General features: G+C 38.5%; 24 protein-coding genes and 1 pseudogene. 17 read left to right on the forward strand and 8 right to left on the reverse strand.

All coding sequences use genetic code 11. The features are described 5' to 3' along the window. The first annotated feature begins 125 nt into the window (after positions 1 to 125). The 5 genes from AC0UA9_RS07735 to AC0UA9_RS07755 all read left to right on the forward strand — a co-directional run bounded on the left by AC0UA9_RS07735 (position 126) and on the right by AC0UA9_RS07755 (position 7,196). On the forward strand, positions 126 to 3,005 hold the full coding sequence (locus AC0UA9_RS07735; RefSeq protein ID WP_475659115.1) for a TonB-dependent receptor plug domain-containing protein: 2,880 nt from the start codon (positions 126 to 128) through the stop codon (positions 3,003 to 3,005). Between the two features lie 126 nt (positions 3,006 to 3,131). Then, a complete protein-coding gene (locus AC0UA9_RS07740; protein ID WP_475659116.1) occupies positions 3,132 to 3,830 on the forward strand; it encodes a metallophosphoesterase in 699 nt (232 codons plus the stop codon). A 1-nt stretch (position 3,831) separates the two neighbouring features. After that, positions 3,832 to 4,419 (forward strand): ECF-type sigma factor, encoded by a 588-nt coding sequence (locus AC0UA9_RS07745; RefSeq protein WP_475659117.1) that lies wholly within the window; start codon positions 3,832 to 3,834, stop codon positions 4,417 to 4,419. 198 nt (positions 4,420 to 4,617) lie between these two features. Next, complete coding sequence (locus AC0UA9_RS07750; protein WP_475659118.1) at positions 4,618 to 5,526, forward strand: hypothetical protein; 909 nt, start codon at positions 4,618 to 4,620, stop codon at positions 5,524 to 5,526. 17 nt (positions 5,527 to 5,543) lie between these two features. Then, positions 5,544 to 7,196 (forward strand): S8 family peptidase, encoded by a 1,653-nt coding sequence (locus tag AC0UA9_RS07755; protein WP_475659119.1) that lies wholly within the window; start codon positions 5,544 to 5,546, stop codon positions 7,194 to 7,196. A gap of 69 nt (positions 7,197 to 7,265) precedes the next feature. Here the strand turns inward: AC0UA9_RS07755 and AC0UA9_RS07760 are convergent. The 3 genes and pseudogenes from AC0UA9_RS07760 to AC0UA9_RS07770 all read right to left on the reverse strand — a co-directional run. Further along, positions 7,266 to 7,394, reverse strand: a pseudogene (locus tag AC0UA9_RS07760) (IS982 family transposase); the annotation flags it as partial. A gap of 654 nt (positions 7,395 to 8,048) precedes the next feature. Continuing rightward, entirely contained in the window at positions 8,049 to 8,492 is a 444-nt protein-coding gene (locus tag AC0UA9_RS07765; protein ID WP_475659120.1) for a DoxX family protein, read from the reverse strand. Between the two features lie 67 nt (positions 8,493 to 8,559). Beyond that, entirely contained in the window at positions 8,560 to 9,153 is a 594-nt protein-coding gene (locus AC0UA9_RS07770; protein ID WP_475659121.1) for an FMN-dependent NADH-azoreductase, read from the reverse strand. Between the two features lie 341 nt (positions 9,154 to 9,494). Here AC0UA9_RS07770 and AC0UA9_RS07775 point away from each other — a divergent pair, with 341 nt between their 5' ends. From AC0UA9_RS07775 to AC0UA9_RS07830, 12 genes are all read left to right on the forward strand, one after another. Continuing rightward, complete coding sequence (locus tag AC0UA9_RS07775) at positions 9,495 to 10,346, forward strand: pirin family protein (protein ID WP_475659122.1); 852 nt, start codon at positions 9,495 to 9,497, stop codon at positions 10,344 to 10,346. 128 nt (positions 10,347 to 10,474) lie between these two features. Then, entirely contained in the window at positions 10,475 to 10,606 is a 132-nt protein-coding gene (locus tag AC0UA9_RS07780) for a hypothetical protein (RefSeq protein ID WP_475659157.1), read from the forward strand. Between the two features lie 4 nt (positions 10,607 to 10,610). Next, positions 10,611 to 11,519, forward strand: coding sequence for a LysR family transcriptional regulator (locus AC0UA9_RS07785; RefSeq protein WP_475659123.1), 909 nt, complete (start codon positions 10,611 to 10,613; stop codon positions 11,517 to 11,519). Positions 11,520 to 11,632: 113 nt separating this feature from the next. After that, on the forward strand, positions 11,633 to 12,325 hold the full coding sequence (locus tag AC0UA9_RS07790; protein WP_475659124.1) for a pirin family protein: 693 nt from the start codon (positions 11,633 to 11,635) through the stop codon (positions 12,323 to 12,325). Positions 12,326 to 12,478: 153 nt separating this feature from the next. Then, positions 12,479 to 13,213: a sulfite exporter TauE/SafE family protein gene (locus tag AC0UA9_RS07795; protein WP_475659125.1), complete on the forward strand. Its 735-nt coding sequence runs from the start codon at positions 12,479 to 12,481 to the stop codon at positions 13,211 to 13,213. A gap of 189 nt (positions 13,214 to 13,402) precedes the next feature. Beyond that, positions 13,403 to 14,008, forward strand: coding sequence for a TetR/AcrR family transcriptional regulator (locus AC0UA9_RS07800; protein WP_475659126.1), 606 nt, complete (start codon positions 13,403 to 13,405; stop codon positions 14,006 to 14,008). A 289-nt stretch (positions 14,009 to 14,297) separates the two neighbouring features. Beyond that, on the forward strand, positions 14,298 to 14,849 hold the full coding sequence (locus AC0UA9_RS07805) for a carboxymuconolactone decarboxylase family protein (protein ID WP_475659127.1): 552 nt from the start codon (positions 14,298 to 14,300) through the stop codon (positions 14,847 to 14,849). Positions 14,850 to 14,891: 42 nt separating this feature from the next. Further along, a complete protein-coding gene (gene yghU, locus AC0UA9_RS07810; RefSeq protein ID WP_475659128.1) occupies positions 14,892 to 15,761 on the forward strand; it encodes a glutathione-dependent disulfide-bond oxidoreductase in 870 nt (289 codons plus the stop codon). A 303-nt stretch (positions 15,762 to 16,064) separates the two neighbouring features. Beyond that, the gene (locus tag AC0UA9_RS07815; protein WP_475659129.1) at positions 16,065 to 16,325 is read left to right on the forward strand and encodes a DnaJ domain-containing protein; all 261 of its coding nucleotides are present in this window, start codon (positions 16,065 to 16,067) and stop codon (positions 16,323 to 16,325) included. A gap of 33 nt (positions 16,326 to 16,358) precedes the next feature. Further along, positions 16,359 to 16,826 (forward strand): hypothetical protein, encoded by a 468-nt coding sequence (locus tag AC0UA9_RS07820; protein ID WP_475659130.1) that lies wholly within the window; start codon positions 16,359 to 16,361, stop codon positions 16,824 to 16,826. A 96-nt stretch (positions 16,827 to 16,922) separates the two neighbouring features. Next, on the forward strand, positions 16,923 to 17,570 hold the full coding sequence (locus tag AC0UA9_RS07825) for a hypothetical protein (RefSeq protein ID WP_475659131.1): 648 nt from the start codon (positions 16,923 to 16,925) through the stop codon (positions 17,568 to 17,570). 17 nt (positions 17,571 to 17,587) lie between these two features. Next, positions 17,588 to 18,508, forward strand: coding sequence for a DUF6178 family protein (locus AC0UA9_RS07830; RefSeq protein WP_475659132.1), 921 nt, complete (start codon positions 17,588 to 17,590; stop codon positions 18,506 to 18,508). A gap of 337 nt (positions 18,509 to 18,845) precedes the next feature. On the opposite strand, the gene AC0UA9_RS07835 is transcribed toward AC0UA9_RS07830, so the two are convergent. The 5 genes from AC0UA9_RS07835 to ftsY all read right to left on the reverse strand — a co-directional run bounded on the left by AC0UA9_RS07835 (position 18,846) and on the right by ftsY (position 24,429). Then, entirely contained in the window at positions 18,846 to 20,120 is a 1,275-nt protein-coding gene (locus AC0UA9_RS07835) for a mechanosensitive ion channel family protein (RefSeq protein WP_475659133.1), read from the reverse strand. A 117-nt stretch (positions 20,121 to 20,237) separates the two neighbouring features. Then, positions 20,238 to 21,092, reverse strand: a complete 855-nt coding sequence (gene rpoH, locus AC0UA9_RS07840; RefSeq protein WP_475659134.1) for an RNA polymerase sigma factor RpoH — start codon at positions 21,090 to 21,092, stop codon at positions 20,238 to 20,240. A 246-nt stretch (positions 21,093 to 21,338) separates the two neighbouring features. Further along, positions 21,339 to 22,316, reverse strand: coding sequence for a permease-like cell division protein FtsX (ftsX, locus tag AC0UA9_RS07845; RefSeq protein WP_475659135.1), 978 nt, complete (start codon positions 22,314 to 22,316; stop codon positions 21,339 to 21,341). After that, on the reverse strand, positions 22,309 to 23,007 hold the full coding sequence (gene ftsE, locus AC0UA9_RS07850; protein WP_475659136.1) for a cell division ATP-binding protein FtsE: 699 nt from the start codon (positions 23,005 to 23,007) through the stop codon (positions 22,309 to 22,311). The genes ftsX and ftsE overlap by 8 nt, the downstream gene beginning before the upstream one ends. Positions 23,008 to 23,097: 90 nt before the next feature. Beyond that, a complete protein-coding gene (gene ftsY, locus AC0UA9_RS07855; RefSeq protein WP_475659156.1) occupies positions 23,098 to 24,429 on the reverse strand; it encodes a signal recognition particle-docking protein FtsY in 1,332 nt (443 codons plus the stop codon). Positions 24,430 to 24,552: the final 123 nt, after the last annotated feature.

Raw genomic sequence — 24,552 nt, forward strand, 5'->3', positions numbered from 1 at the left:
TCTCGTATTAATTTATTCTGGTATGATGAGTTTCTTCCTGATAGTATTCGCACCATATTAAAAATGTAACAATAATTAACAATCACTTTATCGTTACCTTTGTTGTTTAATTAGTGGTTATATTTATGTTAAATGTCATGTTGAAAAACTCATCAAAAAAAGTGTTTAGTCTTTATTCAATCTCTTCATCTATTTTATCTGTTTTTTTTATTAACGGTAGTTTCGGCAATGTGGCACACGCTTTCTCGCAAGAAGAAAACCTCGATAAAACGCCCTTTATAACACAAAAAGTTGAACGCATATTAGTAACAGGGTCTCGTATTAAACGTGCTGAATATGAAAGTGCTAATCCAATACAAATAATTACCGCCGCTGATATAAAAAACAGAGGCTTTAATACCGTTTATGAAGCATTACAAGCGAATACCGCCGCTAATGGTGCTAACGAGATTGGAGGTTCAGCAAGGAACCTCGAAACCATGAATTTACGGGGTTTCGGCCCAAATAGAACACTCTTTTTAATGAATGGTAAACGTGTTGCCAATTATCCACGTGTTTATGATGATAATTATAATGTCTTTAATTTGGCAAGTATCCCGGTTAGCGTTGTTGAGCAAATAGAAATTATCACCAGTGCTAGCTCTTCAGTATATGGCTCAGATGCGGTCGGTGGCGTGGTTAATATTATTACGAAAAAAGATATTAGCGAGACCACGCTTGATGCTCAATTTACTACTTCTGATCATAATGATGCACAAAATAAACAGTTATCTCTCGTCACGGGCGATAGCACTGATAAATTAACGTGGACATTAGCATTAGAATACACCAAACAAGATAGGTTTATTGGCAAGCAGCGTCACTGGTTAGATGATCGTTTCGACACACCAGCTAATATTGAAGAACAGTCAGAATTTGCTACACAATTACCACGTTCGCTTGCTGTTTTTATATTAGAAGATGACTGGGTAGCGTTAGATCCTGGTCAAGCAGTATGCGATCAGTACAACGACCTAACCTATACCGGTATCTCGTTTATGGGTAATTATTGTGGCCGGGACGGCACTGGCGATAACTCTTTTGTTAATGAAAGAGATAACGTCTCTTTATACTTTTCAGGTGAGTACCAGCTAACACAAAATCATACACTCACTTTTGATACCTTATATTGGCAAAGTAACGCGATTAACCTTACTCAACAAGGGTGGAGTTCCGACTATTTAAAGGATGAAATAACGAGTAGCGATACATGGTCAGGTGATGGGCAATTTACCGTTGAAGATGGTACCTCATATATGATTATGCGGGACTTTCAGCCTGAAGAGCTACTAAATGGTAAAGGCCAAGAAGAGTTATTTGACGAACAAATGCTTAACACCTCTATTACCTTACAAGGACCGATTTTTAATGACTATAATTACCAAGTTTACTTAAGCCACAGCTTAGCAAAAAACACACAAACAAGTTATCAGTTAAAAAAAGAAGCAGCCTCTGATTATTATGTGAGCCATAACAATAATACCGGTGCGCTTACTGTTGATTTTGAAAAATGGTGGCAACCGCTAGATACCGAAGGATTTAACACTATTTTCGGGCTAGATAAATCAAGTTCAGATTCAAGTGTTACGAGTGTTGGTGCAAGTATTACCGGTGAAATTAATAGTATTCCCAGTAATCTAATACATTTTGCAACCTTTATTGAGTTTGAATCATCTCAATATGACTTAAATGAACATCCAAGAACACTTAGTCAAGAAGGCCAAGGTTGGGTTGGGAAAACAGGCACAGAAGGCAGCGGAAAGCGAAGTAGATATGCATTAGGTGGTGAACTAAGATCATTAGTTGCAAATAACATAACAGTTGAGTTGGCTGCTAGATACGATAAATATAATGACGATAGTTTAGCCAGTGTGGCGCCAACGTATAAACTAGGCATAGAATGGCGACCTTTAAACGAACTGTTAGTTAGAGCAACTCACGGCACAACATTTCGAGCGCCAGATTTACATAATGTATTTAAAGGTGTATCGGGTAGTTATGGTTTTATGGGGGATTACGTCTTAATTGACTCATGCAATGCTTTTAATGAAGGAAATTACGATGGTATTTTAATTGGCCATGATGATTTAATTTCGTTAGCGAAAACCTGTGATGAAGATTTTGACTTTAGCGGTTTTTATAGTGCATTTAATGAGTCGTCAGGCAATAAAAAATTAAAACCCGAAACTGGCCACACCACAACAGTTGGTTTCGTTTGGTCACCTGATAATAATACGGCGATAACCTTCGATTTATACAATATCAAGCTAAAAAATATGGTTGTACCTGACAGTTTATATAACATTAATATTAACGAGTACCTGTGTTTAACTGGCCAATTGAGTTTGACCGAGGGTACTTGCACCGCAACATTAGCGCAAATAGATAGAAATGGCGAAGCGGGGTATGACTCGTTTAAAATAAATACCGTTCACACCAGTTTTATTAACTCTGCAATGAAAGAAACAACAGGGTTCGATTTAGGAATAAACTTAACACTTCCTTTAAATGACAACTATCAACTAATGCTTGATTCCGCATACAACCATGTACTTGAAACTAAAGTACAAACTTATGCTAACGAATCTATCGACAACAATTATCGTGATAATTATTACAATTACGATTTACGCTCAAAAGTCAATACTGCACTCACCTTAAAAGCACAGCAATGGCATATATCACTAACTCATCTTCGTTATGGCTCTAGCCCTAACAATGTTGACCCTGGTGATTGGGAGCAACTTGAAGAAACACGTTATACGCCTTTAAATTTATATAATATGGTAATGCAATATCAATTTGCTCAACAAAAATTAAGTTTAGGTATTGTTAATTTATTCGATAGTAGAGCAAAGTCAGACGCTTCCCAGCAACAGTACCCTTACTTTAATATGAGTGTTTACCCAATGAACTCAGTGGTAATAGGCAAGCAATACTCGCTAAGTTATCAAATGGTTTTTTAGGTCTGAGTTAACAGCTAAAAGCCGCATGAAAATAAATGTGGTTTTTAGTCTTTGCTACGTGGGTGCATAAGTAATTTTGAAATTGTTATAGTATTTTTATTTACTCTATGACTAGGAAGGTGGTGATTGAGTTTCCTAAACATCTCTACTACCAAAATATTTAGCGCCAATAAGTTAGGTAATGATTACTTTGTCGGAGATATTCACGGACAGTATTCACTACTAATTGAACAGTTAAAAAGTGCTGGTTTTAACTTTAAAACTGATCGATTATTTGCTGCTGGCGATATAATAGACAGAGGATCAGAGTCTGAAAAATGCTTAGAATTATTAATAGAGCCTTGGTTTAATTCGGTATTAGGTAACCATGAGCAGCTGTTTTTACAAGGGTTTAGCGATGCCAGCTTTTGGAAAGTACTTGTTGATAATGGCGGTAATTGGATTAACAACTGGCTTAATAGCCCAAGTAAACTACTCGCTTGGGCACACTTAATTAGAATTAAGATGCCCTTATCATTCACCGTAAAAAACAATAGTGGACTCATTGGCGTGATCCACGCAGATGCGCCTGCCAACTGGTGTGAATTAAACACGTTAAAGGTCTCAGAACAAAATATTACTCCGTATATTTGGCAAAGAAGAGATTTAATGAAGCCTACAGGTGACGCGATAAAAAATATTAGTGCAGTCGTTCATGGTCACAACTCAGTAGAAAAACCGATTGTGATTAATAATCAACTATGGATAGATACCCTGCAAAAAACCAATGCATTAACTATTTTACAAGACTCGGAAGTTTTTGATTTAATAAAAGGTAAAAATTAACATGGAAGAAAAAGACGTTATAAAGCTAATTAATGGTTGGCAAAAAGGGGAAGCTAAGTCCACTCAGTTATTAATGAATTTCGCTTATTTAAAAATTAAAGAATATGCTCAAACTAATCACGAAAAACTACCTGAAGACGCCAATACAGCCATCATTAGTATGTCGGCTACCGATATTGCCCACGACGCTTATATCAAATTGTCAAAGGCAGAGGCGTTAATTTCAATTGACACCCAACGTCAATTTTACAGTTATTTAAACTCAGCCGTAAGAAACGTGTTTATTGACCATTACCGTAAGCAAGTAAAAACAAAATCTAGAAACCCAGAAAAAACTCAACTTAATTCTCCACATGTTTTAAATAAAGTAGATGATAACGCGGATGAAAATACCGCCATTATCACTATGAGCAGCGAGATTGAAGAGTTATCAAAAAAATTCCCTCGCCAAGCAGAAACCTTAGAGCTACGTTACTTTGCTCAGCGTAGTAATAAAGAAATAGCAAGGTTACTAGATGTATCCGTTAGAACCATTGAAAATGATTTACGCTTCGCTAAGGCATGGCTTAAAAAAAGGTTAGCTGTATAGGGCATAATTGAATAATCGGTTTTTCACACGTATACATTTAATTTTGTGGTTTTTTATTTAGTTTACGTAACTTATTGACTGTTTTGGTATTTGCTAAATTGTTACTAACGATTAGAGCGTATCAATAAATTAAACACAACTATTTTAGGATTTTAAATGACTCAACCATTTAACAAATTACTTATTCTTAGTACCTTAATGTTAACTTTATCAGCTTGTGGCGGAGGCTCTGAAGAGCCCAACACTCCATCAACAATTGCTCCACCGGCATCACCAAAAATATCACTTTCATTAGCAAAAACTTCATTAGCAATTAATGAGCAAGAAGAATCTAAAGTAGCATTAACTCTCAATTATACGGGAACCGGAGACATTTCATATACGCTATTTTTTGAACCTGCTTTAGATGGCGTCTCCGCACAAGTTGTGAATAATGAACTTATTATAACTATTAGCGAATTAGAGAACGATATATCCTCAATATTATCTATTACCGCTTCATCAAGTAATAATGATGTGGCGGCTATTAATAAAAAAATGGATCTATCTCTAATAAATACCTCTGCGCTAACCGTTTTAGCTGAAGCTCCATTCTGGACAGATATAGAACAAGTAGGGAAGTTTGATGATTTTGATAATGCTATTCATTTTTATGCAAAAGCAGCTTATTTAAGTGGTGGTATAAAAAATAGCTATATTGATGAGAGATTAGCAGCATTTAGTTTACTTAAACAAAATGCTATTGATAAAGACTATTCGACTGAAATAAATCAATTGGTTGAGGCTATCACGAGTTATCAAAATAATCTAAGTACTGAAACCGAATTAGCAACGGCTTTAGCAAATGTGCAAACCTTAGTTAATAGTGAATTGGCCAAACTAGCAAACAATATTAATGAACTCGCGGCATTAACTAACGAAAATCTACCTTCCTTGCCGCCACTAACTTATCAATATAATGAACAGTACCAAATTTTTTCAGGCCTAATTGGTAATTCAGATATGGGAGCCTTTGAAGGCGACTTATGGGTATTTAATCAACAATTTAGCTTTCTTGAGACATTAATTCCAGTATTGGATAACACAACGATTTGTCTAGTAAATTAGGCTTAAGGATAAAGATAATGAACAAAACACTATTAGCCACAGCGCTTACTTTATTTAGCTTACTTTCTAGTGATGCTGTTATTGCAAAAGAAATTACACTCATTGTTAAGGAAGTAGGTAGTGAACAGTTTAAATCAATAACCGTTGATGAAAGCGAAGTAGAATCAATTAAAACTGATAGTAAATATTTATCTGTTGAAGAAGACATTTGGGTAAAATCACCAATACCTGTTATTAAGAAAAAAGAAGAAAAAACATACCAAGCTACACCAAAAACTCGCAGTAAAAATAGTAGTGACAGGCAGAATTCTGATGAGCAAACACCCAATGATCCTGACTTTTTCTTTCAATATTATTTTAAAGAAAAAGAGCTAAATGAAGGCTCAAGTGAAATTTTAAAAGGAATGGCGAAGTCAATTCAAAATAAAAAATTAAGAATAGCGGTTATTGATGGTGGTTTTCATGATCACCCTGATATGGAGTGGAGCTACGGTTATAACTTCTTTAAAGAGTGGGGAGAAGTACGTCAACCAGAGTTTCGCGACTTTAATGATGCGGTTAGTGAAGCAACAGGGTGCATTGAAGGGCATGGTTTAGGTGTAGCTTCTATCATAGGAGCAAAATCTAATAATGGAATTGGCATATCAGGCGTTATTGATGCCGACATTATTGCCCTGAGAGTGTTATCTTGCGGTATAGGCCCTTTAAGCGGCGTAGCAGATGCTATTGTTCATGCCGCAGGCGGAAAAGTAGACAACATCCCTACTATTGAAAAAGTTGATATGATAAATATTAGTATTGCTGGTCCTGTAGGCTCATGTCCAAATTTTGTGCAAGAGGCGATTGACTTTGCTAATCAACAGGGTGTAATGATTTTTGTTTCTGCCGGTAACGACAACGCAGATATAGGCACCTATGTACCAGCAATATGTAAAGGGGTTTATGTTTCTGGTGCAACAAACCAAGAAGGTTATAAAGCTGAGTTTTCAAATCATGGTGCTGTTAGCTCTATGTCCCCAGGTGTCGATATTATGGGTTACGCTGCTAGTTACTCTGAAGGTGAAATTTTATTAAATGAGGGCTGGTGGGAAGGTACAAGCCAAGCATCGCCATTAGCATTAGGTATTGCGGCTTTAGGATTACAACATAATCCTGATTTAACGCGTGATGAATTATTCACTTATTTGAAACTCTCTGCGACTCCTATACGAGAAGACATATTAAATGCTGATCAAGATTGCTCAAGCAACCGCTGTGGTGCTGGATTATTAAATGCTGATGCTTTTATGAATTATGTTCAAGCCTCTACAAATGGTGGTGTATATCAGTTACGTCATGCGTTATCAACTAAAAGTAGCTGTGACCAAACACTGCTACTTTCTCAGCTGGGTAATAACTTACCCTTGTGTAAAATGCATGAATTTGTGATAGCGGATGGTATTGGGAAAGGCAACAATTATCAGCTATTAAGAGTGGTTAAAGGTGCTAAAATGAATGCACAAAATTCAGAATTCCTTTTAGAAAGCTCAGAAAAGACCATATTAGTTGAAGGTATAGATTTAGAAGCTTATAACTATGGCGTTAAAATTTGTTTGAATGATAATTGCGACAATACACCTATTATAAAGGTTAATATAGATGATGCTATGTTACCTCAAGTATGCCCCTAACCAAAATATTACCCCCATAAAAAGGGTACTGTATTTTAGTAAGTATCAGTTAATTAACCCAAAATCTGTTTAAGCAACGGTCATAGAGTTTAGCTCTACGTCACTGATATTAAGAGATGGCTTATCGCCCTTTAAGCAATAAGCCACTAATCCCGCGAGTAGATTGAGCATAAAACCATTAACACTACGAGAATTTGACACCTGATACTGTTTACAGAAAATCATTTAAGTCACTGTTTTATCTTGATAGCTTGTTTGTTTATGAGCTTTATGAGTTAATTATATAAATGTATTTTTATTAAAATAGGTTGACGGGTTGATCTCTTCAGACTTATATTGTCGGTAACACGCCCGCCAAGCCTCTTTTGAATGCTCAAATTGTGCGGGCTTTTTTATGTCTGCTTTTCTAAAACTTAAGAAGACATAATGACTCAATTCAACAAGCCAGCTATCAGTGTAACAAGCCAAATTGAATGAGAATCTTTTTAAACGAACTTACCAGCACAAAAGTTTCTTAAAAGAAGTTTGTGAAAGTTGGCTTTCTACTTTAAATTTTATATGAAACTTCTGCGCCCACCATAGCCGTCTTGGGAATAGAGAGCTTGCAATCCACCCTAAAATACCTCGCGGTGGTATTTGGCAATTACCCAATAGGCTAGAACCAAGCCAAGTCCAACCAAGCCGAAATATTTACATGATCTTATTAATACTCGCACATTTAATGAAGCAGGTTAGCCCGGATAGCCCGGATAGCCAGTATTATAACAAGGTAAACGTTAGGTTTTTAAATGCACTCCTCAGCCTAAATTAATAATAAAATAGGCCGAGGAGCGTTGTCCGGAGTGTTAATACTTAACTTAATTTTTTAGCGAGTGCATTGTCTAATGCTAACTTACCTGAGCCAGACAGGGCTAATGAAACGCTCGCTGCGAGCAAGGCTAAACCAAATTCATAGCCGTTATTTGACATAAATAAACCATTGGCAAAGTGCACTGAAAAAATAGCCACCACCATGGTCAATGAAAGCACAATAGCCGCTGGGCGTGTTAATAAACCTACTAGAATAAATAAACCACCAAAAAACTCGGCACTACCGGCTAATAACGCCATAATAAAACCCGGTGCCAAACCAATTGACTCCATCCAACCGCCCGTACCTTCTAGGCCGTAACCGCCAAACCAACCAAAAAGTTTTTGTGCACCATGGGCCATAAAAATAATCCCTATAGGGAAACGTAACGCTACTGCTGAATAACCTGCGTTTGAAGTAGTTAATTTTGTTAATAATGTTTTCATTTTAAAATCCTTAATTTTATTTTAGTTGATTTGGTTAAATATTACTTAATTGATGACTGCTGTACTTTTACTGCTTAACGTTTGCTATTTCTGCTTGTGCAGCAGCAAATCTGTCATCACCGCCGGGCATGTTAAGGCCTTCTGCGTAAATAAAATCAATATCATCAATGCCGATAAAATTAAAAAAACTGGTTAGGTATTGCGTTTGTGAGTCGCTACTTGTGCCGGCATGCATTCCGCCCCGCGCTGCAACAACAATCACTTTTTTATTTTTTAATAAGCCAACGGGGCCATTTTCAGTATAACGAAACGTTATACCTGCTCGTGCGACTCTATCTACCCAAGCTTTAAACGTTGACGGTACGCCAAAGTTATACATAGGCATAGCGACTACTAACGTATCTGCGCTTGCTAATTCTTGTATTAAGTTATCAGAAACGCTGGCGAGTAAGGCTTGCTGTTGAGTTCGCTCACTCTCTTGTGTCATCCACGATCCCATTTCTTCTTGGGTTAAATGAGCTAGTGCTTTTTTTGCCAAATCACGTTCAACAACATTCACTGCTGACGTTGCTGATAAATTAGCAATTAACGCTTGCGCCAATTTAGTTGAATTACCTTGCTCACCATTGAGTGACGACTTAATAAATAAAATATTGTTCATAGTTACCTCTTATCTTTTTTATCATCTTAACTTGGGCTAGTCTTTATTATTACCACTAGCATGAAACTTGATGAGCACAGTATTGATTAAAACGAAGGAGAACAAAATTACTAATTTACGCACATTTCATTCTGTTAAATAGAATGTTATTGCTGATTTCTTTTTCGATTAAGTAAACAATAGGTTCTTTGTAACAGAATGCACCGTTAGTTTTTTTATAATATTGTTACCTTAAAAAGAATGTTAACTTTATTACAAGCAATACAAGAGAACTTATAACGGTAAGTAATAGTCACTGTTTGCAGTTCAACCATTAATCATTTAACAAAAGTGAGTACAACATGGCAAAAGTGTTAACAGCAACCGAACACGACCTAGGTGGTTTGCAGGTAAAGCGCGTATTACCTCATCAAGAAAAACGTATGGTAGGCCCGTTTATTTTCTTTGACCAAATGGGCCCTAGCGACTTTCCAACAGGTAAAGGCATTAATGTTCGCCCCCACCCTCATATTGGCCTATCCACTTTAACTTACTTATTTGCAGGGAATATTTTACATCGCGATTCCCTTGGTAATAACCTTGAGATAAGCCCTGGTGATGTAAATTGGATGACTGCCGGTAAAGGTATTACACACTCAGAGCGGGAGTCTTTTGAAGTAAGAGCCAACCCACATAGTATTAGCGGCCTACAATGCTGGATAGCATTACCGGAAGATAAAGTTGAAATAGAACCCGCGTTTATCCATGTTAAAAAGCAAGACTTACCACACTCTACTTATAAAGATGTCATGATGAGGCTTATTGTGGGTGATGCCTACGGGTTAAGCTCGCCGGTAAAAAGTTATTCTCCCATGTTTTATATTGACGTAGTGGCTGGTGAAGAAAGTACCATTACTAAACCTCACCCAACACAAGAAACCGCGATATACGTTATTAGTGGCAAAATTGAAATAAATGGTGCGGCTTATGGTGCAAGTGAGTTTGTTTTATTAGACGAAAATGATCATGATATTACCATGCTCGAAGGTGGACGATTTATCATGCTCGGTGGTGAAAAATTTCGACAGGTGCCTTACTTGCACTGGAATTTTGTCGCCTATACCAAAGAACGAATAGAACAAGCCAAAAATGACTGGAAAAGCGGTAAGTTTCCAATCATTCCTGGTGATAATAAAGAATTTATTCCATTATAAAGCGATAAACCTAAAACAGCAGCCTATGGATGGGTATAAAATAACAGCCATTTTATGCCCATTCTGTTAACAAGGTCACAATAACACGCTATGTAGTGGCTTATTACCATCATAAAAAAGGGGATCCTATGTTAGAAATGGCAGTCATCTATTTAGCTGCGGCCATCGTCGCTGTGCCCATCGCTAAACGCTTAGGTTTAGGTTCAGTGCTTGGTTACCTCATGGCCGGCATTATCATTGGTCCTTTTGCAAGTGAGTAATAAAATGCTGAGAATTTCATTAGAGCAATGGCGCATGTTTCTTGCTGTTGTTGAATTTGGTGGTTTTAACCAGGCAGCGCAGGGTGTACATAAAAGCCAATCAAGTATCCACAATGCTGTCAGTAAAATAGAAGCCTCGTTGGGGATAAAGCTATTTCAAATTGAGGGGCGTAAAACCGTCTTAACTGAAGCTGGTCAACTAATACTGCAACGGGCAAATTACTTACTTGAAGAAGCGAGAAAAATTGAAGGTATTGGCCAAACATTAAGTGAAGGGATCGAGACTAAGTTAAAAATTGCGGTAGATGAAATATTTCCTCGCACTGTGTTATATCAAGTGCTGGAAAATGTTTCTTTACAATACCCATTACTGCAAATTGAATTAATTGAAACCGTACTCAGCGGTGCGAGTGAGTTGCTCAGCCAAGATGATGTAGAAATAGCCATATCTCCTATTTCCCTGGGTGCTAACTTTAGTGAAAGCTTATGCTATATCACCTTTAACGCTGTCGCGAGCCCTACGCATCCTTTACATAAACTTAAACGCAAACTCAACTTAGTCGACCTTAAATCTTACCGGCAAATAGTAGTGCGAGACTCAGCGCATTTACATAAAGGAAAAAATGCTAGCGAAGGCTGGTTAAAGGCTGAACAGCGCTGGACGGTAAGCCATATGCAAAGTTCCATTGACATGATTTGTCAGGGCTTAGGTTTTGCTTGGTTACCGGTTAACTTAATTGAACAACAACTACGCACTAAGCAACTAATCCCTTTACAGTTAAATGAGAATAGGCAGCGATCTACCCAACTTTACCTGACGTTTAAAGATGTTGACTCACTTGGCCCTGCTGCTAAAAGTTTTATTGCAGAGCTGAGAACACAATGCCTTAACATGCAAAACACCTCAAAATAAAGGCTTCACAAACATTCTTTAAATATGAACAAACCATACTATTAATGCTAATTTTAATCTATTCACAAGAACAATAAGATCTCTGCAAGACAATCAACTGAAGAGGTTTATCCATGAAATATATTAGAAAGTCAGCAGATAGAGGTAAAGCAAATTTTGGCTGGTTAGAGAGCAAACATAGTTTTTCGTTTGGTAATTATTACGACAAAAGACACATGGGTGTTTCGGTATTACGAGTAATCAACGATGACATGGTGATGCCAGGTAAAGGTTTTGGTGAGCATGGTCACCGAGATATGGAGATTATTTCCTATGTCATCGAAGGCGCGCTAAAACACGAAGATAGTACAGGTAATAGCTATACAGTACCTGCCGGTGACGTGCAGCGTATGAGTGCTGGTCGTGGTGTAATGCACTCTGAATTTAACGCGTCAAAAAAAGATAAAGTAAAGTTTTTGCAAATTTGGATACAACCTAATGTAGCAGGCATAAAACCCAGTTATGAGCAAAAAAGTATTCCCCAAAAGGGTAAATTAACGTCATTAGTTAACCCCAATGGTGATAACGGCGCTTTGTCAATTAACCAAGATGCCAGCCTGTCGCGTTTAGTGTTAAAAAAAGACGAAGATATTACCTTTAACACCGACCAGCGTATTGGTTATTTACATCTTATTAAAGGTCAATTAAAAGCAAACGGTGAACAGTTTTCTGCCGGTGATGGTTTTGCTGTTGAACCAGCGCAAGCACTAGCAATAAAAGCTGACTCTGGTATTGAAGCGCTATGGTTTGACTTACCCATGGCTTAAATAACTACAGCTTGGGATATATTTACAAAGCGACTAGACAGCGCTACCTTACCAAGATATTCCAAGCACTTAGAAGTAATCTGTATATTTTAACAAGTGCGTGATTAAAACATAATAATATTAAATTATTTTAAAGCATAGGTATCATTTAAGATGGCAATGGAAATATCAGCAATACTACTTATCGCTGCGGTGGTTTTACTTATCGGTGTTTCCAAATCAGCTTTTGCTGGGGCACTGGGCGTATTTGCCGTGCCCCTGTTAATGCTTAAATTTAGCGCTATTGAAGCAATAACCTTAATGTTACCCTTGCTGATTATCGCCGATATAATGAGCGTAAAAAGTTTTTGGAAAAAGTGGGATACCGCGCTATTGGCCAAGTTAATACCCGGTGCTATTATCGGTATTGTCTGCGCTAATTTACTGATGGATTTTGTGAACGCAAATCTCCTACGCTTTTTTATAGCCTTTATTTGTATTGCCTTTGCCGTTAAAAACATTGGCTTTAAAAAACAGCAACTCAGTTTCGTTAACAATCGCTTCGGCGCGTATGTTATGTCAGCAACATCAGGCATCACCAGCACATTAGTTCATGCTGGCGGCCCGCCCTTAATCATCTACTTTACCGCCATCGGGTTAGCACAAACAAAATTTGTTGCGACCGCAGCCGCTTTTTTTGCCCTGATGAACATCATTAAACTAATCGGTGTTGTCTCTTTAGGGTTATTAACTTTTGATACTGTACTTACAGCAATTCTATTTGCTCCTTTAGCCTTCCTTGGCAATTGGCTTGGCGTTAAAATTAATCAACGCTTAGATAAACAACGCTTTTTAAAGATAATGAATTATCTCTTGTTACTATTAGGCCTTTGGTTACTCTGGGCATAATAATGCTCATTCGTCGCCATATATAAGATACTTTATGGACAATAATATTAGGTATGTGCTTTGCCTTAAAGCGCATACACCTTCAACCTTCTAAAGGTAACCCAAGCCTTGCCTTTGTAACCTTAACTTGAACTCTGTGTACCAAGTGGTAAAATATGCTCTTTCGATATTGTAATAAGGCATTTAACATTGACCAGCGGCCGTAAGCGTGAATTTGACTATGAAACAGCCTTAAATGCGGCTATGCATACTTTTTGGAAAAAAGGCTATGCGGGCACATCAATGGCTGATCTTATTGAAAGCATGAACATCAACAAACCCAGTATTTATCGTGCGTTTGGCAATAAGGAGTCTCTTTTTGTTAAAGCAACACAGCATTACCTCGAAACAAAAATGCAACCCCACTTTGCGTTACTTAATGAGAAAAGTACCTCACTCCCCCAACGTTTAAAAAAGCACCTGATGTCAATCATTAACATGCAATGCGATCCAGAACATGCATTAGGGTGCTATATGGTGTTATGTCAATCAGAGCTAGTGAGTGGCCTTATTCCTAGTGAAGCAACACATGCTTTACAAACAGCCGAGTTAATACCAACAAAGCATTATGCTGATTTATTTAACACCGACAGTGAAGCGATTCAACTTGGTTTAAATAAACATGCTAAAGCCAACGCACTTAGCCTTTATACCGTTTTAAAAGGTGCTGCTGCTATGGCTAGGTCAGGCGCTACTCAGTCTGAGCTAGAGTATTCTGTAGACAGTATCCTTAAGGGAATAGGCGCTACACATTAACACAATAACTACTCGCTACCTTTGGTAAAAGGCTTTTACTCGGCTCTTTGCTCTGGTTTATACCCAGTCTTTCCCGTAATACACCCACCCTCCGCCAAGTAAAACGGTGACCCTTTAAAAAACTAAAAGTACTCAATGAACATAAACCTCTAAAGCATTATCTGCATTCATTCAACAGCCAGCAGGCAATAATTTATCATCAACGTTATTGCTTTTAATGTACCGATAGGTACAATTGAGAGGAAAACAATACCAATCGGTACAAATAATTAATTTCAAGGACATTACAATGACATCATTAACTATCCATACTATTGAATCAGCACCCGCAGCAAGCAAGCCGCTATTAGAAAGCTCGGTAAAAGAGTTTGGTATGTTGCCTAACTTGCACGGCGTGCTCGCAAGTTCACCGCAAGCGTTAGAAGGCTATCAAGTGCTTCATAATCTCTTTGCAAAAAGCGCGTTTAACGCTGAAGAGCTTACGGTTGTTTGGCAAGGCATTAACGTAGAGCACGGTTGTCATTATTGCGTACCCGCGCATACAGGCATTGCGCATTCAATGAAAGTAGACCCTGCATTAACTGAAGCATTACGTAATCAAGAAAAAATGCCAACGCCAAAATTACAAGCCTTATTAGATATGACGCTTATTATTGTGCGTAATCGTGGTAATGTAACACAAGCACAATTAAAAGATTTTTATGATGCTGGTTATAATGAACAACACGTTGTTGATATCATTTTAGGCCTTGCGCAAAAAGTTATAAGCAACTACACAAACCATATTAGCAACACACCCGTTGATGAGCCCTTTGCACAGTTCGCATGGACTAAAAAGTAAACCAGACTAAAAACATACCAATGTAATGTAGGAGTAATCTTAATGGCTAAACAATACACACCACCCAATATATGGACATATGATGCTGAAAGTGGCGGTAAATGGGCAAGTATAAACCGCCCCGTTGCTGGTGCAACCCATGAAAAAGTATTACCGGTTGGTAAACATGCCCTACAGCTTTACTCTCTGGCCACACCCAACGGCCAAAAAGTAACCATTATGTTAGAGGAGCTGCTGGCGCTAGGTAAAGCGGCAGAATACGATGCTCATATCATTAATATTGGCGAAGGTGAGCAATTCTCTTCAGGCTTTGTTGCTATTAACCCTAACTCTAAAATTCCAGCCATGGTAGATCAATCCACTACGGAGGCGCTGCCTATTTTTGAATCGGCCTCAATTTTAGTGTACTTAGCAGAAAAGTTTAATGCCTTCTTGCCCAAGCAGACGCCCAAAGAAATAGCCAAGCGCACGCAAGTGATGAATTGGTTATTTTGGCTGCATGGCTCAGCACCCTATTTAGGTGGCGGCTTTGGCCATTTTTATAGCTACGCACCTGAGAAGTTTCAATACCCTATTGACCGTTTCACCATGGAAGTAAAGCGTCAATTAGATCTACTGAATAAGCAGCTGGCAGAAAATGAATTTATTGCCGGTGACGAATTCAGTATTGCCGATATGGCAATATGGCCTTGGTACGGTAACCTCGTATTAGGCGAAGTTTATGATGCAACGGAATTTCTGCAAGTACACGACTACACCCATGTACTACGTTGGGCAAAAGCGATATTAGCGCGCCCGGCAGTACAGCGTGGCCGCATAGTAAATAGAACTTGGGGCGAACCATGGGAACAGCTTGAAAGCCGTCACAACGCTGAAGATATTGATAAAGTGCTTGCCTTAAAGCCCGAGTAATCGTCCAACTCATTAGCTGAATAACCTCCTACATAACCGATGTAATAGGCAAAACAATATCGCTGTTGTTTTGCCTTTTTTCACTCGCAAAAAAACACCCCTGCTACTCAATTATTTTACCTGCGCCATGTTGTATGGTTATAGCAAGTATTGCGCTATAATTACCTACTGAGTGCTCTGTCATTATCGGCTTTACACCGTATTTAACTAAGCAAACATAATGGTGTGCATACTGTCATTAACTAGGTAAAATTGTCTTACTGGTTATTGTTATCCAAATTAAAGTAAAGGTAGTTGAATTTTATGGATTATTTTGAACAATTAGGGGTCAGCAGAGCTGCGACAACCGTCGAAATAAAAAAAGCCTATAGAAAGCTCGCTAATAAGTATCACCCTGACAGAAATGACAGCACTGACGCTGTAGAAAAGTTTCAATCAATTCAAGAGGCTTATGATGTGATCTCTGATCCTAAAAAGCGCTCTTTATATATTAAAGACAACTATACTGTCATTACAGACCCGCGTGAAATTGCTGACTCTTTTTGGCAAAGTGCTTTAAGTTAAATAGTAAATATGATTTTTCTAGGAACAGAATAAATGCAAGACGAAGTGAAAGTACCAGATTATTTGGCGGATGATTTTTCTTTATTTTTAGAGAACATGACGTCGTTAACAGACCCTGAAAATCCTGATTTATTGTCAAATTATTTAACGAATTTATTTCAACAACTGAATGAAATGCCATTACTATTTAATGGCATGGTAGATCAACTCGCCATGGCTATATCAACTAAAATCAGAGTGGATAGCAAAGCCTTGGCAAAAATAGGGCTTACAAAAGTACCTGCTTGGGCAGACGTAAAACCTTGCGTTGGCGTTCACGCCGACGCCAGAGCCTGTATTACTGAAATAATGACACACGCAGAAAATGATTTAAAAACGGCAGTGTTGCTAATTCATTTTTATAACAGCTATGACGCAACACCTTTAAAGCACACCACTGATGACTATGATGATCAGTACGACGACTATAGCGCTAATGACGACTACGACGAGAACTACTAAGCTGCCTTGATGTACAACTTGCGCTATAACGTAGCCCCAAGTGGCTAGTTTCATTTATTAACCTAATTTACAACGGTATAAACTTAAGGAATTATTTTGACAACAAATACATTAGTTCTGGCCAGTAACATTATTGAAGAAGCACAGCATAGTGGTAGACGCGCCGGTACAGCATTAGAAAAAGTAGCCGCAGAACAGGGCGATGACACTATGCTAGCGGTGTTAACCGAAATGGATATTTTAACTGTGGCTAAAATTGTACGTGAGCACGACGCGACTATACCTTCTATAGCCACTTGGTTAATGGACGCTGACTCTATTAAACAACTCTTAAATGTTGAACCTTCCTACTGGACCAACATGGAAGAAGACCAGGTATTTTGCGCACAAACAGAAGCTCACAGCTTATTAACACAAATCTTTTTGTCTTCTGATGACAATGAAAAACAACTAGAGGTATTAAATGCCATTGTTGATGATGATTTTGGCTTGCTGTACTTGTCCTTACCCTTTGTTGGCCATGACTTTTCTGAAATTGAAGAAGACGAAGAACAAACCTCCGGTAGCATTGAAGAGCTACTCATGAAAATAAAATCATTAAGTGAAGAAGCATATCGTGAAGTATTAACCGTAAGTACAGACGGCACACTTGAGAACATTGAAAAAGCGTTAAAACAAAACGCCAATAAACAAAGGGTCACTGCTGTTGAAATGGATACTGACGATATGTTTGCGCCACTTTAATTGCTTAGGATTTATAAATGAGAATTGCACAGTTAAGAAATCGCCCTTTTCTACTTTTGGTTTTAAAAGACGGAGAGAGTGATGGCTATTTCAGCGCCGAGTTTATGCATAAAACTAAACTGCAGTTGGCTGATATGTCGTTGCGAATAGCCTCTGACAACTTGTCGATAATTTATGCGGACCAAATTAAAAAAGGCTGTGAAATTGTACTGGGTATGTGTAACTTAGGTTTATTAGACCTTTGTAATAACGACACTGAAAAAGCCAAAGAAATCCTTAAATCACAAGGGATTGTTTATTGCTTTAGAGCAGGCTGGGCTCAATATGCACAGCTGAAAAAAATATCGCCATCTTATTTCGAAGAAGTGTCGCTTAGCCAGTACGCTTTAGCAATAAACGATACCTCTGACATAAGAAAAATGCACGCTGCCTTGGCCAGTGAAGGTTACCAAAGTGCTATGTTATTGCGAGTTCATAAGAGCATTGCTCAAAGTTATAGTGCTAACACCGTCATGATTGAGCACGACGAAGATGTGCTTATGTTTGAGCTACAAAAATTTCTTAATACGGCCATTGCATTACGGCTAATTGATAGCGATAAAAAAGTATTTACTACCTCGTTATATCAAGCATTAACGTCTTATCTAACGGCAACCGATAAAGAGAAATTGCTTATAAAGCTAGCGGCTTGTATTGAAAGCTTTAGCACAGCGTTACCGCCATCAACACGTGAATACCTGCAAGATCTTGGTTTGTTAGCTTATGATGAATTAACTGGGTTAATTAAACAACCAACCAATATTACTGACTTTTTGCCAGAAATATTAGAATTACCTATCACGGTGACAAATGAATTACATGACGATTTTGAAGGCGGCTACGACTTCCATGTAGATGATGATGACGACATTGCTTATTTAAGGCCTGACGAGCAGTGATTTACTCGGGTTCATTTTGAAAGTGATCTGTAGCTCGTGGCTTTGCTTACACGGATGTAAGTACTTAGGTTTTGTCTGGCACTATAAACCTGTAGCCCGACAAGGTATATTTGTACCTTATCTTTGTTGGCCTAAAGACCAACCTACACCTTAATGCACCTTTGTAGCTCGTGGCTTTGCTTACACGGATGTAAGTACTTAGGTTTTGTCTGGCACTATAAACCTGTAGCACGACAAGCTATATTTGTACCTTATCTTTGTTGGCCTAAAGACCAACCTACACCTTAATGCACATTTGTAGGTCGTGGCTTTACCCCGACAAGGTTAACGACTTATTTCATGAGTGCTTAGCAAGCAACCTGATATCATTCCCTGTTGGTGACTCATGCGCTCTTAGTGAGAATGCTGGTAACACCGCGATAATATGGTCAAAGATATCCGCTTGTATATTTTCATATTCTCCCCAATTCGTCGTGTTGGTAAAAACATAAATTTCAATGGGCAACCCCTCACTACTTGGACTTAACTGCCTTACAAGCAAGGTCATATTTTGATGAATATGCGGGTGGTTTTTTAAGTAGGTTAATAGATACTGCCTAAATGTGCCAACATTGGTGAGGCGACGGCCATTTTGTAATACCGACATATCTACTTTTTTGTCTTGGTTTTCCTTTTCGATTAACGGCACTTTATTGGTGATGTATTCACTTAATAAAGATGCTTTTTTCAGTTCTGCTATTTGTTTTTCGTCTAAGAAGCAAACGCTGCTCATTTCAAGCTTAATACTACGCTTTATTCTTCTACCGCCTGATTCAGACATGCCTCGCCAGTTTTTAAAGGAGTCTGAAATAAGCGCATAGGTTGGAATGGTGGTTATGGTTTTATCCCAGTTTCTTACCTTGACCGTTGTTAAGGCAATATCTATTACATCTCCGTCTGCGCCATATTTTGGCATTTCAAGCCAATCACCGACTGCCAACATATTATTTGCCGACAGTTGTATACCCGCCACTAGGCCTAAAATAGGGTCTTTAAAGACCAACAACATTACCGCAGACAAAGCTCCTAAACCACTAAGTAAGATAAGGGGGGACTTGTCCATAAGCAGCGACACGATAAGAATACCCGTTAAAATACTGGCAATTAGCTTTATGGTTTGTAGAATTCCTCTTATTGGGAAATGTACTTGGCTAGAGCGCTTGTCAGCTATTACTTGCACAATATCTAATGCTGTAAACAACGACAATAACGAATAGATAATTATCCACTGGTCTGTGACTAACGCAATGATATGTAAAAAAGCCACGCCTTCTGTTAACCAGAGTTGCGCTTGAGTAACAACGACAACACCCTGAAAAATGAATGAAAGCCTGTTAACTAACTGTAAAGTTAATTTTGCCGTAGCACTTTGCTCATGCCTTTTATCTAATATTGAAAAGCGTGTTTTAAGAAAGTACTTAGCTAAGCTTCTAAGAAAATAATGCAATGCGATGGCAAAGGTGGCGATCCAAAGTAGTACAAGTATGTCGTACCATAAGTAATTGTTACCTGGTAGGTATTGTTCAAACCAGGTTAGAAAATATGCTTTTATTTGCGATCTGATCTCCGTCATTATTTATCTCTACCTATTCTTTTATTAACTTTCCACGCTAATTTACATTTTTACACATTAAAAAAACCGGCCTTAGCCGGTTTTTTATACTACGATAAACCTTATTAACAAAAATACTTATAAAACCATCGTGCTTTTCAGTTTGTTTAAGGCATTTTTTTCTAATTGACGCACACGCTCAGCCGAGATTTGATATTTGCTTGCTAAGTCTTGCAAGGTGGTTTTGTCTTCTGCTAACCAACGCTTGTTAATAATATCTTGGCTACGTTCATCTAATGCCACTAATGCAGTTGATAAACGAGTATTAGCATGGTTTTCCCAGTTGGTATTTTCTATTTCAACCGCGATGTCTGACTGCTTATCTTCAAGGTATAAAGCAGGTGAGAAATTACTTGTACTGCCACCGTCATCTTCATCTGAAGATAATTCAAATGCTTGGTCATGGTTACTCATGCGGCTTTCCATTTCCAAGACGTCTTTAGTGCTTACACCTAAGGTTTCTGCGACTGTGTTAACTTCATCATTGCTAAACCAACCCAAACGCTTTTTATTTTTACGTAGGTTAAAGAAGAGTTTACGTTGTGCTTTGGTGGTTGCTACTTTCACTATACGCCAGTTTTTCAGAACAAATTCGTGAATTTCTGCTTTGATCCAGTGCACAGCAAATGACACTAGACGCACACCCACTTCAGGGTTAAAACGTTTAACGGCCTTCATGAGGCCCACGTTTCCTTCTTGTACTAAATCAGCCTGTGCTAAACCATAGCCTGAATAACCTTTAGCTATATGAATAACAAAACGTAAGTGTGACATTATAAGCTTTTGTGCTGCTTCAAGGTCATTTTCATTATAGAGGCGAGTCGCGAGATCTTTTTCTTCTTCTGCGCTAAGCATAGGAATGCTATACGCTGATTGCATGTAAGATTCAATACTGCCACTACGTGGTACTGTAAGCTGCATTGTATTACTCATATAATTACCTCAAATTCATTAATATTTTTTTACTTCACTTTTACTTAAATTTAATACCTAGGATCGGATTCATATTCGCTCGGTATTATAACATAAATCAAGCCAATTAACTATTAGCCTCTTACTAGTAAATTTGAGCGATGACAAACACTATCTTAATAGAAAGGGCAAAACAAGATGATCTTTCATTAATTTGATTAAATATTTGTTAAGAAGTGTGTAATTTCAAGTCGGTTGAATAAAACTTTATTCTGCGTTGGGCTCAATAGCGCGTATATGCTTACGTACTGATATATAACTACCTGCTAAACCTAGTACAACAGCAATGGCTATTAACAATAAGGCTTCCGTAAACTCTAACCCTTGTAGTTGAAAATTACTTTGGTATAAATCTGTTAATTTAGTTATACCGTCAGTTAAATATTGTGCCAGTATGGCTACTGCTAGCCAAGACAGTAAGCCTCCAAAAATGCCGTACCACATGCCGCTGTATAGAAATGGTCTTTGAATAAAGCTGTCGGTTGCGCCAACAAGTTTCATGACTGCAATGGCATCTTTTTGGTTTAAAATAGCTAAACGAATGGTATTACCCACAATTAGTACAACCGATGTACATAATAGCAAAGCTACACCAATCACAATGTCTTCTATTAATTGTGCAATTGCTTCTAAGCGTGTTAACCATTCAAGGTCAAGCTTACCTTGGTCAACTTCACGTTCTTGCCTTAGTTTCACTAATAGCTCATTGGCCGCACTTGCTTGGCTAGCCCTGGCTGTTGGTGTAACCAGTACTGTAGCGGGTAATGGGTTTTCGTCTAAATACTCAAGGGATTGCCCAAAGCCTGATAGTATTTTGAATTCTTTTAAGGCTTGTGTTGCTGAAATATACTGAACGTCACTCACCTCCGCATAAAGTTTAATGCGCTTCACTAAGTTTTGGGCGCTTTTATCACTTGTCGACAATTTTAAAAATAAGGTGATTTGTGAGGCACTGTCCCATTGCTCACTGACCTGCTCTGCATTTTTGACAAATAAATGTAATGTTGCGGGTAAGGCTAAACTAATCCCTAGCACAAATACCGTCATCACAGAGGTAAACGGTGTACGCCATAGGTCACCTAAACTGCCAATGGCTTGCTGTACATGGCGAATAGGTAAGGTTAAAAGCCGGCCTATGAGAGAATTACGCTGGCTTAAGCCACTTGAGTGCAAATTGTTACTCATAAGCACCCCCTTGAGTGTGTAGGCCGTCAACAATACCGTCGTTGATCATAGTGCCTTCTTTTAGTGTCAAGGTGCGATACCTCATGCGGGCGATTAAGCCAAGGTCATGCGTGGCAATAAGCACCGTAACACCTGCGGCATTAAACTCTTCAAAAAGGCTAATAATATCAAGCGATAGTTTAGGATCTAAATTACCTGTGGGTTCATCGGCCAATAATATTGGTGGCTTGTTCACAATAGCGCGCGCAATACCGACTCTTTGTTGTTCCCCTCCGGACAGCATATGAGGAAAACATTTTAACTTTGAACCTAGGTGTACTTTTTCTAATGCGGTTTCAACACGTTTTTTAATTTCGCGGTGACTAACTCCTTCAATGATTAGCGGTAAGGCGACATTGTCAAAGATGGTTCTGTCCTTTAGGAGGTTATGGCTTTGAAATATCATACCAATACCACGACGAACATAGGGAATTTGTTTGTAGGTAATGCTAGCAAGCTCAGTGTTGTTTACTAGTATACTGCCCGAGCTAGGCTTTTCCATCATAGAAATTAGTTTTAATAATGTACTTTTACCTGCGCCAGAATGACCGGTGAGAAAGGCCATTTCGCCAGCGGCTAAACTGAAGCTTACTCGCTTTAAAGCCAAAAAGCCGCCGGGATAGGTTTTATTCACATGGTTAAAGCTAATCATAATTATTATTTTTCGCTCTTAAGCTGTCTTGTTGGCTTGAGTTTACCCTGTATTGATAGCTTGAATAACATTGTTGGAATAAATACCAACCTATTGTTCTTTGGTAAACAAGGCATCGATAAAGTCATCACTATTAAATGGGCGAAGGTCGTCAATGCCTTCACCAACCCCTAAATAACGAATAGGAATGTTATATTGGTCGGCAATAGCAAACACAACGCCACCTTTGGCTGTTCCGTCAAGCTTGGTCAGGGTTAATCCCGTTAACCCTACAGCTTCGTTAAACAGCTTTGTTTGACTTAGCGCATTTTGGCCGGTGCCAGCATCAAGGGTTAACATGACTTCATGGGGAGCATTTACATCGAGTTTTTTCATTACTCGCACCACTTTTTTCAACTCTTCCATTAAGTGCGCTTTATTTTGCAAACGCCCTGCGGTGTCAGCAATAATAATATCAACATTACGCGCTTTTGCAGCGCTAATTGCATCAAAAATAACTGAAGCGCTGTCTGCGCCAGTATGCTGGGCAATCACGGGAATATTGTTGCGCTCACCCCAAACTTCTAATTGCTCTACTGCTGCGGCTCTGAAGGTGTCACCTGCAGCTAGCATAACCGACTTACCTTGTGCCTGGTACTGTTTAGCTAGTTTACCAATGGTAGTGGTTTTACCCACCCCGTTCACACCTACCATTAACATAACAAACGGACCATCAGCCTCAGGAATAGTTAATGGCTGCGCAGCTTGTTCAATGACCTTTTTTAGTTCTACTTTTAATAACTCATAAAGTGCTTCAGCGTTTTTTAGTTGCTTTCGGTTAGCGCTTTGTGTCAGTGAGTCAATAATTTTTAGCGTGGTTTCAACGCCAACATCTGCCATTAGCAAGTGTGTTTCTAGCTCTTCAAATAAATCGTCGTCAATTTGTTTGCCGCGAAATAGATCAAATAAGCCCCCACCTAAGTTGTTGCGTGTTTTACTTAACCCTTGCTTTAAGCGGGCAAAAAAGCCAACTTTGGCATCACCTTTAGCCGGTTTAATCACTTCTGGCTGCGCTACTGGTGCTGTGCTCGCCTCCTCAACCAATGCAGGTTCTTCAGTGACTTCTATAGGATCAACTGGGTCAACTGGATCATTTTCGTCAGTAGCTTCAGTTAATTCAACAGGCTCAACCTGCGCTACTGGTTTATCTACTTTAGCCTCTGCTGTGTTCAACGGCTCTGCGGCTGCCACTTCAGCGACTTGCGGCGCTATTTCCCCTGCTTCTTTCTCGACGACATCTGGCACTACATTTTGCACAGTAGCATCAGTTTCTGTTGATTTATCAATAACTTCCTGGTCGACAATCGTTTGATCTGCGGATGTGTTATTTTCATCAACCGTTTGATCTTTTTTACTCTGGCCAAAACCTAGCCAGGAAAACATACCCTTTTTTTTCTTAGTCACTTTATTCGACCTAACAGTTATTAGTGTACCTAAGCGAATTCAACTAAAGGTTTCTGTTCGCTTGGATATCATTATGGTGTAAAATTGACATTATATTAGCAT

The sequence above is a fragment of the Colwellia sp. F1 genome (assembly GCF_056238625.1).